This is a genomic window from Ruegeria sp. SCP10, from assembly GCF_040329495.1.
GTDB lineage: Bacteria > Pseudomonadota > Alphaproteobacteria > Rhodobacterales > Rhodobacteraceae > Ruegeria.
Window position 1 is genome coordinate 149712 of record NZ_JBDZYF010000005.1, and the last position, 16546, is coordinate 166257.

At 53.3% G+C, this 16546-nt stretch carries 10 protein-coding genes; 7 read left to right on the forward strand and 3 right to left on the reverse strand.

The annotated features are described in order from the left end of the window. The first annotated feature begins 317 nt into the window (after nucleotides 1-317). From ABLN87_RS13455 to ABLN87_RS13475, 5 genes are all read left to right on the forward strand, one after another. Nucleotides 318-1754, forward strand: a complete 1437-nt coding sequence (locus tag ABLN87_RS13455) for a biotin/lipoyl-binding protein (protein WP_353010975.1) — start codon at nucleotides 318-320, stop codon at nucleotides 1752-1754. Next, the gene (locus ABLN87_RS13460; protein ID WP_353010977.1) at nucleotides 1747-3324 is read left to right on the forward strand and encodes a glycosyltransferase; all 1578 of its coding nucleotides are present in this window, start codon (nucleotides 1747-1749) and stop codon (nucleotides 3322-3324) included. The genes ABLN87_RS13455 and ABLN87_RS13460 overlap by 8 nt, the downstream gene beginning before the upstream one ends. Before the next feature lie 99 nt (nucleotides 3325-3423). Beyond that, nucleotides 3424-4842 (forward strand): mannose-1-phosphate guanylyltransferase/mannose-6-phosphate isomerase, encoded by a 1419-nt coding sequence (locus tag ABLN87_RS13465; protein ID WP_353010979.1) that lies wholly within the window; start codon nucleotides 3424-3426, stop codon nucleotides 4840-4842. A 182-nt stretch (nucleotides 4843-5024) separates the two neighbouring features. Then, complete coding sequence (locus tag ABLN87_RS13470; protein ID WP_353010981.1) at nucleotides 5025-6419, forward strand: UDP-glucose/GDP-mannose dehydrogenase family protein; 1395 nt, start codon at nucleotides 5025-5027, stop codon at nucleotides 6417-6419. 77 nt (nucleotides 6420-6496) lie between these two features. Then, nucleotides 6497-9076 (forward strand): calcium-binding protein, encoded by a 2580-nt coding sequence (locus tag ABLN87_RS13475; protein ID WP_353010983.1) that lies wholly within the window; start codon nucleotides 6497-6499, stop codon nucleotides 9074-9076. A 22-nt stretch (nucleotides 9077-9098) separates the two neighbouring features. Here ABLN87_RS13475 and ABLN87_RS13480 read toward each other — a convergent pair whose 3' ends face one another. Continuing rightward, a complete protein-coding gene (locus tag ABLN87_RS13480; RefSeq protein ID WP_353010985.1) occupies nucleotides 9099-9713 on the reverse strand; it encodes a response regulator transcription factor in 615 nt (204 codons plus the stop codon). Nucleotides 9714-10058: 345 nt separating this feature from the next. Between ABLN87_RS13480 and ABLN87_RS13485 the strand changes: the two genes are divergently transcribed. Continuing rightward, nucleotides 10059-10550 carry an oxidoreductase gene (locus ABLN87_RS13485; RefSeq protein WP_353010987.1) on the forward strand — a complete coding sequence of 164 codons (492 nt, stop codon included), beginning with the start codon at nucleotides 10059-10061 and terminating at the stop codon, nucleotides 10548-10550. A gap of 44 nt (nucleotides 10551-10594) precedes the next feature. Beyond that, nucleotides 10595-13057, forward strand: coding sequence for an ATP-binding protein (locus tag ABLN87_RS13490; protein WP_353010989.1), 2463 nt, complete (start codon nucleotides 10595-10597; stop codon nucleotides 13055-13057). A gap of 630 nt (nucleotides 13058-13687) precedes the next feature. Here ABLN87_RS13490 and ABLN87_RS13495 read toward each other — a convergent pair. Together ABLN87_RS13495 and ABLN87_RS13500 are read right to left on the reverse strand one after the other, a co-directional pair. Further along, nucleotides 13688-14548 carry a DMT family transporter gene (locus ABLN87_RS13495; protein WP_353010991.1) on the reverse strand — a complete coding sequence of 287 codons (861 nt, stop codon included), beginning with the start codon at nucleotides 14546-14548 and terminating at the stop codon, nucleotides 13688-13690. Beyond that, on the reverse strand, nucleotides 14532-16262 hold the full coding sequence (locus ABLN87_RS13500) for an asparagine synthetase B family protein (protein WP_353010993.1): 1731 nt from the start codon (nucleotides 16260-16262) through the stop codon (nucleotides 14532-14534). The genes ABLN87_RS13495 and ABLN87_RS13500 overlap by 17 nt, the downstream gene beginning before the upstream one ends. Nucleotides 16263-16546: the final 284 nt, after the last annotated feature.

Below are 16546 nucleotides of genomic sequence, written 5' to 3' on the forward strand. Positions count from 1 at the left end.
GCAGCCTTTTGTACTCGTCCCACTGAATGACCGCCACTCAACCAGAGATCGCTTCACATAAAACCGCTTCAGCGATGTTCGCAGTCTGTTGTTGTGAAGCGTTTCAACTCAAGGCTGTATTCTCGCGCCTCTGAACTAAAGCGCAAATGCGGAAGTTCGAGAACACAATAAGAGGCTCTGGCGCGGTCCAGGAAGATTTTCCCGATATACTTTAGTATGGGAAGCGATCTTATTTGCGTACAAATATGCGTCGGTGTGTCCGTCAGAAGCTGTGATTTGTTGCTACCTCAGTCCTGTCAACAATTTCTGAGGCGACATTGCGTATATTACACGAAACACCGGGGTCGGACCTGGATTGGAAGGTCAAAGCACCGCTGGTCGTGGAGACACCCTCTGGCGCGGTGGTCGCGATTGAACGCTGGTCGCTTGCGGGGCTGGAATGGCCGGACGACGCGCCTGAATGCCCCAAAAGCGCGACACTTAGCGTTCCTTTTCAAGGCGTAGATATCCGCTTCCCGGTACGTTTGTCGAAGCCAGGCCCCAATTCCACAGTGCAGCTGGAAGGTCTAAGCGGTCGGCAACGCGAGACGTTGGCTCTGTTTTATCGCTCTCTGTTGTCTGGGCGAATGGCCAGCAGCGCAGATGTGATAACCAGTCTCGACACTCCGGTTGACTTGGTGCCGATGGAGGAAACGGAAGGCGAACAGTCCCAGAAACCTGCGAGATTTCTTCCACGATCTTTGCGTGTTGTACTCAATGTGGCGACCTATCTGCTGATCGCAGCGGCGGTGACTGGCGTTATTGGAAACAACATTTTCACCAATTTGGACCAAATTGACATCCAACACGGGCGCGTGCTGGCCCCAATGATCCCTTCTTTCCCTTCAGCCAACGGCTACATCGAACACATTGAAGTCACGGCTGGGCAGGAGGTGCGCGAGGGTGATCTTCTATTCTTGATGGACGATGCGGAAGCTGTGGCGGCGCTCAAACGCACCGAGGCAGAGCTGGCGCTTGCCCGCACCGAGGATGTCAAAATCTCCGAGGCTTTGAAAGAACTTCGGTCCCTATCCAACTCGGAGGTATTGTCCGAACGCGTCGCAGCTGCCATGCGCTTCTATGCAGAGTTTGTGCAGGACGGCGGGTTTGACGATCTACGGCGCCAATGGCTTAGCCTTCGTGAACGCAACCCTGAGCTGGCGCAGTCGGTCGATCCAGTATTGATCGTAGCAAACTTGCTGGAAGCCGAAGAACGCAATCGCGCCTCCGCGGTAGAGGCGTTGGAAGCAACAAAAGAAGCTCAGCAACAGAAAATTGAAAACAATCACGTTCGCGCAGCAACAGACGGGATTGTTCAAGACTTCATTGTTCGGAAGGGGCAGCCGTTCGGTGGTACGGCAAACGAGTTGGTCTTTGAAACGGCTGAGCCTCGCATGACCATCGGATGGGTGTCGGAACGGTTTGCCGAAACGATTTACATCGGCATGCCCGCAACCATCGGCTTCAATGAAAAGGGAAAGAAGATCACCATTCCCGGTGAGGTCTGGGACGTGCGCGCAGGGGACAATCCTGAACGACCCGGAGAGTTCGGGATCATTGTTACGGTTCGCGCAATCGGCCTGTCCTCGAAACAAACAAAGAGCCAATTACGGTTGGGAGCCCCGGTAAATCTGGAAGCAAAGCGACAGCTGGGAACACGCTTCCGTACCTGGATAAAGTCCATGGACCCGCGTGTGGGCCGATCCGATGACTGAATATGAGTTCGACAAGGATCTGGCGTGGCGATTAAGGGAGCTGCAAACGGATGTTCCCAACTATTTTTGCAAGTGGTCACTACCGCAGTTCACCTTGTTTTTGCTCTTGTTTATGGGGCTGCTCTGGCTGTTGGCGAACGTACCGAACCGGTTCTTCAACCCGAGTGTTTTGCACGTCACGATGGTCCTTGGAACACTTGGGTTCTGGCGATTTGGTTGGTGGTTTACCCATGCGTTAAGGGCTCAGATTTATGCGAAAGGCAAATGGCCGGGCATGCGGCGCCGGGCGGATGCAATTTGGGATGCGGGCTGGCGCCCCAAACGCCTTCATATTCAGATGACGACCTATTTTGAGGAACCCTCCATCACCAAACGTGTTGTGGGGTCTATCCTTGGACAAATCCGCCGCGAACGGATTCCGACGACGATCTATATCGGTACAGGCAGTGCATATGATGAGCAGATCATTCGCGACTTTGTCGAAACCTATGCGCAAGATATCCCGGATGATCTGGCGACGCTTGTATTCATCCGACAGAACCAGCCGGGAAAGCGAATGGCGATTGGTCTGATCCTGCGGGCGATCTGTCGATCCGGTGCCTCGCCTGATGATTTGGTGATCTTTATGGACGGCGACGCCCTGTTTGGCGGGGACGTTCTACGTAAAACCCTGCCAATGTTTGCAAGCGATCCAGAATTACAGGCGCTGACCACAGATGAAGAGGTCATATGCTATGGCCCGGCCTGGATCGCCAAATGGCTGGACATGCGGTTCGCCCAGCGTCGCCTTGCGATGCAAAGCCATGCTTTGTCGGGTCGTGTGTTGACGCTGACGGGGAGAATGAGCGTGTTTCGCGCGCGCCATATTCTAGACGAAAAATTCATTCGCACGATCGAGGCGGATCACCTGCATCACTGGCTTTGGGGTAATTTCCGGTTTCTGTCCGGGGATGACAAATCAACCTGGTATCGCCTGCTGAGCGTGGGTGCGAAAATGACCTACGTGCCGGATGCCACGGTCTACACGATTGAGGTCATCAAGGAAAGCGGCCTCATGCGGATGGTTCAGAATTTCCGCCGTTGGTCGGGCAACATGCTGCGGAATGGCAGTCGCGCAATCGCTCTTGGTCCGACCGCAATGCCGTTTTTCATCTGGTGGTGTGTCGTTGATCAAAGGATCGCCATGTGGACCATGATGGTCAGTCCGGTCATGGCCGTTGTCGGCAGCCTGATTGCGCCGGGTTACTTCTGGAACTGCATCATCTGGGTGCTGTTTTCACGGATCGTGCTGTGTCTGTTCCTGTTCGGATACAGCAGGCGCGCGGATATGACTTGGCCGTTCATCCTGTATCTCAATCAAGTGATCAACGCGACGGTCAAGATCTACATGATCTTTCACCTGTCCAAGCAGAAATGGTCGAACAGAGGCAACCAAAGCTCAGGCGGTGGATCGGGCTTTGCCGAGACACTAAAAAGCGGATTTGCCAAGTTCCAGATGGTCACCGCTATCCTGACGTTTTTAACCACCATCCTGATCTATGTCGGTCTGATCGAGATGCCGTTCGGCTAATAGACCTATCCTTTCGATAGCGAGCTTAAGCCTATGACACACAGCAATAAGGGCGGGGGCCGATAATCTGAAATCAGACTTGTAATGATGAGGTTTCACATGATTCAGCCAATTATCCTTGCTGGTGGTTCCGGCACCCGTCTCTGGCCCGTCTCTCGTAAGAGTTACCCAAAGCAGTTCGTCGAACTGGATGGCGACAACAGCCTGTTTCAGAAAACAGTTGAACGTGTGGCCGAGCCTGGATTTTCGGCACCACTGATCGTGACGGGCGAAGACTACAGGTTCATTGCGCAACAACAATTGGCAGATGTTGATGCCGAAAAGTCTGAACTGATCGTGGAACCTGTTGGCCGCAATACCGCCGCTGCGGTTCTGGCAGCTGCATTGCGGTACAAAGAAGAGCCGGAAACGATCCTGCTTGTCCTACCCAGCGATCACGCGATTGAGGACGTGCCGGCATTTCGCCGGACTATGGTGCGCGCTGAAAAAACGGCCAAACGCGGCAAGATCGTCACCTTTGGGATCAAACCCGATCATGCCGCGACGGGTTTCGGGTACCTACGGGTTGCAGGCGGGTACCAAGGATCTCTGCTGATTTCTGCGTTTGCGGAAAAGCCCGATGCCGAAACCGCCAAGGGCATGTTGAACAGCGGTGACTGGCTGTGGAATGCCGGGATGTTCATGTTCAGGGTCGATACCGTTCTAAAGGCATTTGAAGCTTATGCCCCTGACATGTCTGCACCGGTCGAGGCTGCGTTGGCTCTTGGTCAAAAGGATCTGGGTTTCTACCGAATGGATCAAAATGCCTTTTCCCGCTGTCCGAGCCTCTCGTTTGATCATGCGGTGATGGAGCATGTCGAAAAAGGTGTCGTAGGGTTTGAATTGGACTGCGGGTGGTCCGATCTGGGCAGTTGGAAATCGGTGAAGGATCAGGGGCAGCTGGATGAGGGGGCGAATGTCACTTCTGGAAATTCGACAGCCATTGATTGCCGCGACAGCCTGCTGAGGTCGGAAAACCCGGATATCAAGTTGGTCGGGCTGGGTTTGAAGGACATCGTTGCAGTCGCGACCGACGATGGAATTCTGGTCGCGGACATGTCGCACAGTGCTGAAGTCGGCAAGGTAGTCGACGCGTTGCGCAACGAAGGCTCCGACCAGGCCGAGATGTTCCGCCGGTGCCATCGTCCCTGGGGTTACTACGAAACGCTGTCGCTGGGTCTTCGGTTTCAGGTCAAACGGATCATGGTTCTGCCTGGTGCCAAGCTGTCCCTGCAAAGCCATATGCACCGAGCCGAACACTGGGTTGTCGTCAGTGGTTCAGCAAGCGTGACGGTTGGTGACAAAGTCAGCCTGCTTTCCGAGAATGAATCGACCTACATCCCGCTGGGTGCTGTCCATCGGTTGGAAAACCCGGGGAAGTTGCCTTTGCATCTGATCGAAGTTCAATCCGGTTGTTACTTAGGCGAAGACGACATTGTGAGATACGAGGATATCTATGACCGTGTCGCTGTAGCTTAGATTCACTTGCACCACCCTCCTGAAGACTGGCCCGCGTGGATTTCCACGCGGGTTTTTTCTGTCGTATGGGTTTGATGACCATTCGTATACATCCGGCGTCATTTGCGCGCCGCGGATAGTCTGCAGATACATTTCTCAAAATAATCAGCGCGTTACCTTGGATTTAAATCGGAGGTAAATCTATGGAACTCAGGAAAATTACTCAGAAAGACGCCGAAATTGTCATACCGGCGTCTTCCCAAAAATCCCGGATCAGTGTTGTCGGACTGGGCTATGTCGGCGCTGTTTCAACCGCCTGTTTAGCATCTCTTGGGCATCGGGTCGTAGGTGTTGACATCGACCCTAACAAAGTGAGCCAGATCGCGCGCGGAGAGAGTCCGATCCACGAAGAAAATCTTGGTTCAACTCTCAAGCAAGGCGTTAAAAAGGGGCTGATCTCTGCAACCGACGATCTGAGCGCAGCTGTACGCGAAACCGACGTTACCTTTGTGTCGGTAGGAACACCAACCGCTCCGGACGGGGGCTGCGACTATAGCTATATTGAACAGGCGGCTCGCTCGATGGCAGTTGGCCTTCGCCAAAAAGAAGGATTCCACATCTTTGCCATGCGGTGCTCGATCCCGCCCGGAACCACGATGAACGTACTGGTCCCGATCCTTGAGCGGCTTTCAGAAAAGAAGATAGGCCAGGACTTTGGTGTGTGTTTCAATCCTGAGTTTCTACGGGAAGGTGTCGCCATAGATGACTTCCATAACCCTCCGAAAACAGTGCTTGGCACCAACGATTTTCGCACGGCGGAAGTCATGAAGCGCATCTTCGCGCCGGTTGATCCAAATCCAATTTTGACAACAGTCGAAGTGGCTGAAACTATCAAATATGTCGACAATGTATGGCACGCGACTAAGGTTTGCTTTGCCAACGAAGTCGGCCGCTTGTGCAAGCCGCTGGGTGTGGACAGCCACGCGGTCATGGATGTCTTTACCCAAGATACAAAGCTGAACCTGTCACCGTACTATCTGAAGCCGGGCTTTGCCTATGGCGGCTCATGCCTGCCGAAAGAGGTGCGGGCGGTAACACATATAGCCGAAGAACTGGGTGTGGAACTGCCCATGATCGGCAACCTTGACCGCTCAAACCGAGAGCAGATCGATCAAGCGACCGAGATGCTGCGAAAGACGGGGGCCAAGCGCGTTGGAGTTCTGGGGCTGGCTTTCAAACCCGGCACCGACGATCTGCGCGAAAGCCCTATTCTGGAAGTCATGGCCGAGCTCCATGCCGAGGGGGTGGAGTTGGTCCTGCATGATCCGGCGGTGACAAAAGAAACCCCTCTGAGTGGGTTGCAAGCCTACATGCATCACGCGGGCTCTGGCATTCGAAGCCTGGCGGGATCCATCAAATCGATGCTTTGCGACAGCATCGAAGACGTAATGGAACAAGCCGAGGCTGTCATCGTCTGCCACCGCAATCCCGCTTATCAAAACGCCGTTGCCAGTAAACCTGAGATGCCGGTCGTGGATGTGGTGCGTTTGTTCCCCGAGAGCCCGGTGAGCCGTCGGATCGACGGTATCGGTTGGTAATTCAATATTCCAAATAGCTGAAAGTAGGAGGTGAAATGATGCCTGCGGTATCTTCAAATGTAATTTCAGGAACGGGTTTGTCCGATCAACTTTTTGGCGGAAGTGAGCAAGAGACCCTGATAGGGCTTGCTGGAGACGATGAACTCCAAGGGCAAGCTGGCGATGACGTGTTGCACGGTGACTATGCAGAGGCAAACTTGCTGGACGGGACAGAAGGTGCTGTCAGCTTTTCTGATTACGCCGAGAACGGCGAATGGGGATTGATTGATCTTGCAAACGGCCACCAGCAGATGGAGCAGCAGATTACGACCGAAGCGGGCGGAGTCTATGAACTGAACCTGGATCTCGCGACAAATTTTGCTGCAGGTCGTTCCGGGGCTGCCGTCGAAGTGCTGGTCGATGGTGCGGTAGTCGCCGAGTTTTCTTCTCAGAGCGGTGCCTTCGGATCTCATTCCGTTCAATTCACAGCTGACGATGACAGCTCGACCATTACGATCAGATCGATTGACGTGTCAGGCAACGGTCCAACAATTGATACGTCCGGTCCTGCGTTTCACTATGACAAGGATGTCGACATTGGTGGGCAAACCGTGACGGTTTCCGCATTCGCCGATGGGCAATCAAATCTCTATCAGGTTCTAAATGGAACGCTGCATGTGTTTGATGTCGAAACCCAAGCCTATGAAATGGCGGGCGTCGAGGGCACGGTCAATGTGAACTCAATGGGTTACAATACGGAAGACGACCTTCTGTATGCCATCGCAGTAGGCGACGGCGTGGATTCACTGGGACAGGTGGTTAGCCGCTCTGATTTGGTGATGCTGGACGCCGAAGGAAACAGCTACCGTGTTGGCAGTACGCCATATCGGTCTTGGACCGGGGATTTTGATGATCAGGGCAACCTTTGGTCGTTTCAATCCAGTATGGACCGTATCGCAGTCATCGATGTTGATCAGTTTGATGCGGATGGAAATCCGGTAACCACAGTATACAAGTTGCCATCCGATCTTGTGGATTTCAAAGTCTACGATGTTGCGTTCGACGCGGCCTCACAGTCGTTCTACGGTGTTTCTCGCCCAAGTTCCGAAGGTGCAGCTACGGTTATGTTGATCGTCGACATCTCTTCGGGCGAACCAGAGTTTCGAACGGTTTCAGTCACATCGACAGTGATTGACGGTGAAGTCCTGAATGGAGTCCCGCCAATGACGTTTGGAGCTGCAATCATTGACGCAGACGGAAACCTGTTCGTTGGTGGCAACTCAGGCGATCACGACATGGATGACTCGACACCTGCAACAGGCGCCATTTTCCAGGTTATCGTAGATGATGTGACCGGTGACGCCAGCTTGCACCTTATCGAAGAGGCTCCGAAATCGTATTCGAATGATGGTGCCGCCGACCCGACAGCAACCAGTCCGTTTGCGCCCGTCGATTTGGATGCAAGCGTTTTGGTTAGGGATCTAACACTTGTCGCGACCACCGAAGGCGCGTTGAGCTACGATGATGACCTTTCAGGCAATGCTGGTAGCGATGCACTATACGGTGGGATCGGCACAGACACCCTAACAGGTGGTAGTTCAGGGGATGTTCTCGAAGGAGATGACGGCAACGATCTGCTGCACGGTGGAGCCGGCGTCGGTGCCACCAGCGGCATTGTCTCGCAATATGACGACGACGGTGTGCGATACGACCAGTTCGGCAATGTTCTTATAGAAGACGATGACTCGTTGTTCGGTGGGCAGGGTGATGATCACCTGATGGGCTCGGCTGGGCACGACATGCTGGATGGTGGCATCGGCAATGATATTTTGGACGGTGGTTCAGGCTTTGACATTCTTATCGGTGGATTGGGCGATGACACACTCCGCGGTGGATCCGAAGCTGACACATTGCGAGGTGAAGACGGCCAAGACGTTATGGACGGTGGTTCGGGCAATGATGAGATGTTCGGTGGCACAGGCGATGACCAACTCGATGGCGGGTCTGGCGCGGATGTCCTGAACGGTGGCGACGGCAGTGATAATTTGTCAGGTGGATCCGGTGATGATTTTCTGTCCGGGGACGACGGAAAAGACACGCTGTCCGGAGGATCTGGCAACGATGACCTAGATGGCGGTGCGGGCGACGACAGTCTCTCTGGGGGCTCAGGTGATGATACCGCGATAGGCGGTCTCGGCGCGGATACTTTGGATGGCGGATCCGGAAACGACACATTGGCTGGCGGTGAGGGCTCCGACACGCTGAAGGGCGGTTCTGACGATGACGAGTTGATTGGGGGCGCTGGCAACGATTATCTGAATGGCTCCAGCGGTGACGACGTTCTGGACGGAGGTTCAGGGAAAGATCGGCTTTACCTTGGTGCAGGAGATGATCAAGCCACCGGTGGCGCTGATGCAGACAGGTTCATTTTCCGCGATGAGGATCTGGATGGGTCGACCGATACGATCACCGACTTTTTGATAAGCGAGGGGGATGTGCTGGATCTGCGTGGTCTCAACCTTGATAGCGGTGGTGCTGACACGTTGGATTGGTTCAACGCCAACTCAGAAATCGTGGACGGAACCGATGTGTCAATCGCATTGTCAGCCGAAACTACGCTGATCCTTGAAGGCGCAGCTGCGGATTACGATCAACTCTACGACTACTTCCTATTCTGAGGTCCCAACCTCTGGACCCGGGTCACTCGAATCCTGCATCCCGCGCGATGAGAGCAGCCTGGGTCCGGTTTTTTGCATTCAGTTTCTTGCAAAGCGTCCGCACGTGTAGCTTGATCGTAACTTCTTGAAGATCCAACTCGCGCGCGATTTCTTTGTTGGATTGCCCTCGGCACAATCCGTGCAGAACCTGTTTTTCCCGCTGGCTGAGCTGACGGGAAAAATCGCTTTCTTTGACGTCACCATCCATGCTTAGAACGCTAGCCGGTACGAAGGTTTCACCAGCGATCATAAAGCGCACCGCGTTGACCAGGGATTTGGCGCCCATAGTCTTGGGCAAAAAGCCAACGGCACCCATTTCAACCGCTTGCTGCGCTATTTTGTTTGGCGCGGTTCCGCTCAGGATCGCAAATGCCTGTTCAGGGAATTGGGTGATTGCATCGGACAGCCCATCGATCCCGTTCATACCCGGCATTTCAAAGTCCAAGAGGACAAGGTCGAATGGATCTTCGGATGACAGTGTTTTCATTGCGGCCATGTAGTCGGGCACCGCTACGACAGCCGCGCGCCCCTCGGTTTCGAGGTAGGAGGAAATCGTGTCACGAACCAACCCGTGATCATCAGCCAGTAGAATCCGCATCGATATGGGTGACCTTGAACAATTGCTTTGATCCGGTTTTACCGCACCCGGTATAGTTGAACCATACAAAGGGTTACTATTCGCCAAAATTTGTGAAGCCATGTTGTTTCCCTAGACTCTTGCTCTGTCACACTGGCCGGCTTGATCTCTTGACCAACGCCGCGCTGACCTTGATGGCATGAATGGGGAACGCGAACGCGTACAAATTAGGTTGATGATCTGACCTTTGGCGCGCTGACCTATCCTAAAGTATAGCGGTCTATCCTTTTCCACCTGAGACGGTTTCCCGGACCCATGTCAAAACCCATTAGACAAAGTCGCAACTTCCAACGGACACAATCTCGCATGTTCAAAACACTCAAATCATTTTGTGTCATACTTGTCGTATCACTTGGTACATCGACACTTGCGGATGAAGTCATCCTCACAGTTTCTGGCGATGTGGGTCCCAACGACGGTCAGAACACTTGGGCATTTGACAGGAAGGCCCTTGAGGCCCTGCCTAGTCAGTTAATCGAAACAACGACGATCTGGACCGAAGGCATGCAAAGCTTTGAAGGCGTTTCCCTTGACGTGTTATTGAACCATGTTCAGGCGGAAGAGGGGACCATACGAGCGGTGGCTTTGAACGACTACGCCGTCACCATTCCAACCAGCGATGCAATAGAAGGTGGCCCGATTGTCGCCTACTCGCGCAATAGCCGGGCAATGTCGGTTCGCGACAAAGGACCTTTGTGGATCATTTACCCTTACGATGCTAACGAAGCGTATCAGTCCGAAGAAATTTATGCCCGCAGCATTTGGCAACTCAATCGCTTGGAGGTTGTTGCGCAATAGGATCTAAGGAGAAGGCCATCGATACACAAGAGCCTTTCGTCAACATGAAGAAATGGCCGATGTTTGCGTTCATAGGCTTGCTGTCTGTAGGCCTTGTGATCGTATTTTCGCTGGGGCGTGAGGTTAAGTCAGACCTCGATGCCCTGGCTACTTCCAAAACGGACAACGTAAGCTGGCTGATGTCCCAGCTCGAAGTCGAGCTTCTTAGGCTCGAGGTCGCGGTTATCGATGCTTCGAAAGACTCAGACGTTGACTTGGCGGCCGTCCGGAATCGTTTCGATATTTTCTACAGCCGTGCGGATACGCTGTCGGGCAGCGCGCTGTTTTCATTCTTGCGAGAGGACCCGGCGGCACAATCCGCCCTGCGGGCAACCGAAGACTTCATATCTTGGACGATCCCGTTGATTGATGGGCCAGATCGTCAATTGCGCGCGGGGCTTCCTGAGTTGCGAACGCAAATCCAGTCACTGCGCCCCCAAATTCGCGAACTTGCGCTTGGTGGAATTCAAGGATTTGCGCAGGAAAACGCAAACCGACGGGCTGAGTTGGCCGGAACGCTGATCCGATTGGCTTCATTGCTCGTCGTGCTTTTCGTTGCGTTACTTTTGGCATTTGCAATCCTCGTGAAACTATTTCGGCAAGGGCAGTTATTGGCCCGCCAAAGTCAGTCAGCCAGCAATCGGTTTGAAGCTGCCATTACATCTTCATTGGACGCGGTTCTGGTCGTCGACACGTCTGGTCGAATCCTGGAGTTTAATGGCGCTGCCGAAGATGTTTTTGGATACAGCCAAGCCGAGGCAATCGGCGCTGATATGGCCGAACTCATCGTTCCTGAGCACCTCCGTGACCTTCACAGAAACGGTATGGCGCGATTTCTGGAGACTGGAGAGCAAAAGGTCATCGGCGCTGGTCGTGTCCGGCTGGAGGGTCTGCGCAAATCGCAAGAGACCTTTCCGGTTGAGCTGTCGATTTCCCTTGCCGAAACCGACGGAGAGCGGGTTTTTGTGTCTTTTCTTAGGGACATCACCGAAGACCTTAAGACCGAGGAAGATCTACGCGCCGCACGAGACAAAGCTCAGGAAAGTGAACAGGCCAAATCTGATCTTTTGACCGTGATGAGCCACGAGATGCGTACTCCGTTGAACGGAATACTCGGGTCTGCCGAACTGATTGATCATAGCAACCTGACAGACCGGCAAAAGCGGCATCTTCATTCAATCGAAGTGTCCGGTAAGCTATTGCTGTCACATGTAACCGATGTTCTGGATTTCTCTCGGCTGGGTTCCGGCAATACTTTGCGTGACAAATCCAATTTTGATCTATGCAAAGTCGTGAAGGAGGTGGCGGATAGCCTCGCAGCAAATGCCGACGCGCGTGGCAACGATCTGAAGGTCGATGTTCTATCTGAGGAGCTTTGCGAGGTTCTTGGATACAGAACGGCGCTGCAGCAATGTCTCGTGAACCTCCTGGGCAATGCAATCGAGTTTACGCGAGACGGCTTAGTCTCCATCGAAGTTGAAAGACTTCAGCACAACGACTTGGTCGAGTTTCGCGTTGCAGATACCGGAGTGGGGATATCACCGGAATACCTGGATGTTATCTTCGATGAATTTGTCACGATCGATACTGCCTTTGCGCGAGATAAAAGCGGAACAGGATTGGGACTGGCTATCACCAAAAGGCTGGTTGAGGCGATGGGAGGCGACATTTCCGCTGAAAGCGTGCTCGGCGAGGGAAGCCTGTTCTCCATGCGGTTGCCTCTGCCAGCATCCAGACCTGAAATGGCGTGCGAATTGAATACTTCCGAAACACCACAGGCAAGCGTTCGGCAAGGTTTGAAAGCACTGGTGGTGGACGATAACGCAATCAACCGGATGATCTTGGCCGACATGCTTGCGGATATTGGTTTTGAGGTTGCCGAAGCCGAAAATGGATATGCTGCCTTGGAAAAGCTCAGCGCGGAGCCTTTCGACGTCCTTCTTTTGGACATTAGCATGCCTGGTATCGATGGCATCGAAACACTCGGCAGAGTTCGCGAACTGAATGTCGAGTGGTGCAATTTGCCAGCCATTGCGGTCACGGCCCATGCAGCCCCCAAAGATCACGAGGCCATACTGGCGGCTGAGTTTCAGGGGTTGCTGGCTAAACCCGTTCCATTGGCTGTTTTAAAATCAGAACTGATTAAGGTTGTGAAGGCGCAAAGGGTTGAGGTCATGGAGCCAGAAAATGACTTTAGAACCCGTTTTGGAGAGGGTAAATTCCGTGAAGCTTGCAAGGAACTGAACAACGAAGTTGTTGAGCTTGTTGATAGTCTAAATAAATCCAATGAGTTAAGTGACACGCATCGGCAAACGGCGCATAAACTTTGTGGCTCTGCTGCGATACTCGGGCAAAACGATTTATGGTCCAAGTTGAATGAAATTCAAAACTGCACTTCGCAGGAATGGGACGACGAGAAGGCTACTTTCTTGAGGGATTTGCAGTACGAAGCCAAACGTTGTCGTTGAAGTTCAATTCGCCGGCTATGGTCGACTATTCTCCCAGTTGCACTCGAACAGGCGGGGCGTAGCGAAGTGATATCGGCAGGACGGCTGAGGCTTGTCAGACAAGAACTGGCCGAGATTTTGATAGATTTACCTACGATCTGCGCCGAAGAAAGCGATAAATATTCAGTCTAAGTCTTGCTCGGCTGCTCCAACGTGATGGAAAGCCTTTGGGTCGCAAATGGTAAAACCCGTGCGCCCATCGAAAATCGAATGACCCAAAATCAATGGCTTAGGCATCTCTGAATGGCAAAACTATGTGTCGCCCGACAGCTTGTTGAACGTCACACGAACCTGCCCCATCAAAACTTCAACCTGTCGTAACTTCGAGACAATCTCTTCGGGCTTCGGTCGCTTGTTTGCCATTCGTGGTCCTCCGTTTCCTAAACATAGCGGTGGGCCAGTTCAGTTGGGGAGGCTCACTCAGGTGGTCCCGCGTCTTGCTATTTCGTGCGGCACGCCGCGAAAGACGCTCCATCCTGGAACGGTCGTTCATAGATCTCGCTGCGAAGGAGCCGCGAGAGCCCATATTCACTGATGCTGCGTTATGCACTGACCTCTGATTTTGGTTGTGCGGCAGCTTGCCAGAGATACCTATGACTGGCTTGCCTGGCTGTATGCGCCAATACACGCTGCCAACAGCGCGGTCCCCAACATTGCCCAGGGGCTAACCTGAGCCCCAATCGCGATGATATCGATGCCATATCCAAGCGCGACAGCGGCCAGCAAAGCGAGCGAAACCGTTGCGACCGAAACGAGCTTGAGCGAGCCCACAAGGCTGAACTGGTAGAGCAAGCCAAACAACCCCACGCCGATCAACGCCGGGGCAGATACCGCAATGCTGTGTTGCAAACCATTGGTATCAGTGGCGACGAAAGAGAACAGCAGCAATGCCAGTGTCGAGTAGAGAAAATACATCAGAAGAATTGCATCCGAGCCTTCTGTGCTGGAAATTCTCTTTATCTCGAACAGAGCCAAGGCACCAAAGAACGCCGAGGCAAGACCCAGCAGTGCACCAAACAGGCTGACATCGGCGGAGGGCTGCACGATCATCGCAATTGCCGCTACAGCTCCGACGACGTAGAGAAACCGGAAATCGGCTTTGATATGTCCTATGCAGACAGAAATCACATACGAGAAAATCGGCACCGTGTAGGAAAGGCATAGGGCCGTTGACAATGGAATCAACGAGATCGAGGCAAACAGGCAGGCGACCGAGGAAAAGCCGAGTGCCGTTCTCAGGACATGTCTAGACGGTCGAATCTCACGAAAGTTGAAGCCTCTAATCCCAAGCCATGCGGTATAGACAAGCGCGGAGATGCTAAACCGTGCCAGCAAAACCAGTGCCACGGGCGACTGGTTACTCATTTTTACGGCGTACCCCATCAGCGCCAGGCTGATGGGGCAGAGGACCATTAAGGCAATAGACTTTTGCCGTTCATCCAATTCGAACATTGTGCTCCTGTCCCCAGAGTTCGAAGATCAACCAGGCCCAGATGGCGTTTCCGAGTTTGTTGGACGGAGACTGCTGGTTGCGTTCGACCATCTCGCGCAGCGCCGCGACGTTGACGATGGGTGCCGTCACGCTCGGTGTCGCAATGGTGTCCATCAGCAGGTCATACACGGGATAGCCTGGCTGGAACATACCCGCAATTGGCAACAAGAAGGGTTGTTTGGGTCTGTTGATGACGCTGGCAGGCAGCACCGATGATCCGGCCCGATAGATTGGCGCTTTTCTTCGGCCGGCCCCGATAAGGTCTTTGTCCTGGGCAAAAAGCGCATGACGATAGACCGTAGGCAAGCAGAACGGCACGCGTGCTTCGACTGAATGTGCCATACTCAGCGCATCAACTCGATGCAGAATGTAGTAAGGCAATCGATGTCTTGCTTCAAAGTGCAACACCTTTTGAATAAGGCTGTCACCCGGCAGGCTATTCAGGAAATCGGTGAATTCTTCGCCAAGCCGAGCGTTTTGCGCGTCGTCAGAGACCAGATTTTTTCTAAGATCCGGTTTTATTGCCGCCAAATCTGACACGTAGGCATTGATCGCGTCATCGTCACCGTTGCTCACCGCGATGTCATACATGCGATCATAGCCGCCAAAGAAGTCGTCGGCTCCTTCTCCAACCAAGGCGACTTTGAACCCTGCCTTGCCAATGGCCTCGTAGAGCTCAAACGTACTGAGACAATGCGCGGCTGCATTTGGTTGGCTCAGAGACCGACACATCGCCTGAATCTGATCGGGAAAGCGATCATGCCGAACGGTCACCTGCTGGTATTCGAGACCTGACGCGGCCGCAACTTCCCGCGCATAGGCAGTCTCGTCCTCTTTCCAGTTTCCTTGATACCAAACGTTATAGGCATGGGTCATTCTGGGGTCGTTAGAGGCCAGTGTTGCAACGAGGCTTGAGTCAAGTCCGCCAGATAGTGTTGTACAGACCGGGACATCGGTCATGAGCGTTTTTTTGACGCCTTCACCAAAGTCATGCTCGAAATCCCTCACTGTATCTGCGCCTTCAGCAAAGAGGGCTGCATTTGGAGTGTATTCAATGATCTCTGTTTTGCCGTTCCGGAAAGTCAGATATGTTCCTGGCTCCAAAACCTTGACGCTCGGAAAAATGGTCTGTCGCCCCAACATGGCGCGATATGCGCCATACCGATCAAAGGCGTTGGCATGGATCTCCCTGTCATCATCTTCAAAGTTCGGCAGCCCCTCGATCTCGGATGCAAAGCCCAAGGTGTCATGTTTTGGTAGGTAATAGACAGGCTTGATCGCACAGCTATCTGTGTAGAGGTAGAGCGAAGTAACATCTCGAACATCCATGATGGCAATCGAGAACATGCCCTCAAGGTGCCGGACAAAGTCAGGGCCAAATTTTGCGAAGAGCGGCAGAATAACTTCCCCGTCTGTACCTGACGTTGAAAGAGAAATCCCGAACCGGCTTGCCAGCTCTTTGTAATTGTAGATTTCCCCGACGAAAAGGCCGTGCAAGCCTGGGGAAGTATAGGGCTGGCTTCCGTTCAGGACACCGTTGATGGCCAGGCGCGTATGGCCCAGCACCCAACCATTTCCCCAGCGAAGGTTTTGCTCATCTGGACCACCAGGGACGAGCCGATGCATCGCTGAAAGAGGCGAACACCCATTTCCTGCTCCCAACACACCAAACATTCTGCACATAATGAAATCCTCATGTCGTGATTCACTCTGACCGAGTGTGTCGAGAAATATAAATCTCATATTGATACCACAACCTAAGCGGAAAACATGTCGCAAAACTTTCAACTTTAACCAGCAGACTTCCGCCCAAACTCAAGTAAGACTGCCAAAATACGCCGGTCAGAAGTTGGTCTTCGCGGCATTGCGTCGCCATTCGCCCGGATGGCGTTGCAGTCCTTGATGTTGATCGCATCGGAGAAGCAAAGTCCGCGTCGTGCCTGTTGATGCGGCGTGCA

Excerpts from the sequence above, each read along its gene's own strand:
- ABLN87_RS13490 (WP_353010989.1), top strand. The coding sequence starts at position 10,595 with ATGAAGAAATGGCCGATGTTTGCGTTCATAGGCTTGCTGTCTGTAGGC.
- ABLN87_RS13460 (WP_353010977.1), top strand. The coding sequence starts at position 1,747 with ATGACTGAATATGAGTTCGACAAGGATCTGGCGTGGCGATTAAGGGAG.
- ABLN87_RS13485 (WP_353010987.1), top strand. The coding sequence starts at position 10,059 with ATGTTCAAAACACTCAAATCATTTTGTGTCATACTTGTCGTATCACTT.
- ABLN87_RS13465 (WP_353010979.1), top strand. The coding sequence starts at position 3,424 with ATGATTCAGCCAATTATCCTTGCTGGTGGTTCCGGCACCCGTCTCTGG.
- ABLN87_RS13495 (WP_353010991.1), bottom strand. The coding sequence starts at position 14,548 with ATGTTCGAATTGGATGAACGGCAAAAGTCTATTGCCTTAATGGTCCTC.
- ABLN87_RS13470 (WP_353010981.1), top strand. The coding sequence starts at position 5,025 with ATGGAACTCAGGAAAATTACTCAGAAAGACGCCGAAATTGTCATACCG.
- ABLN87_RS13500 (WP_353010993.1), bottom strand. The coding sequence starts at position 16,262 with ATGTTTGGTGTGTTGGGAGCAGGAAATGGGTGTTCGCCTCTTTCAGCG.
- ABLN87_RS13480 (WP_353010985.1), bottom strand. The coding sequence starts at position 9,713 with ATGCGGATTCTACTGGCTGATGATCACGGGTTGGTTCGTGACACGATT.